The 259-nt window shown below is 59.1% G+C and carries 1 protein-coding gene; it reads right to left on the reverse strand.

The features are described from left to right. Positions 1-259: DDE-type integrase/transposase/recombinase (locus BKY27_RS19695; protein WP_233491922.1), on the reverse strand; the 259-nt coding region annotated here is incomplete at both ends.

Here is a 259-nt window from a genome sequence, read left to right on the forward strand (position 1 = left end):
GCCCGAACTTGTGGATGGCCTCGTTCAGTGCCTCGACACAGAAGTCGGCCTCCAGCGTGTTCGAGATGCGCCAGGCCAGAACCTTTCGAGTGTGCCAATCCATAATCGCCGCCAGGTAGAGGAAGCCGCGCCGCATTGGCAGGTAGGTGATGTCTGAGCACCAGACCTGGTTCGGGCGATCCACACGCAACCCTTTCAACAGGTAGGGATAGGTCTTGTGCCCTTTCGCCGGCCTGCTGGTATTGGGCTTCTGGTAGAT

The organism is Nioella nitratireducens, assembly GCF_001879715.1.
Lineage (GTDB): Bacteria > Pseudomonadota > Alphaproteobacteria > Rhodobacterales > Rhodobacteraceae > Nioella > Nioella nitratireducens.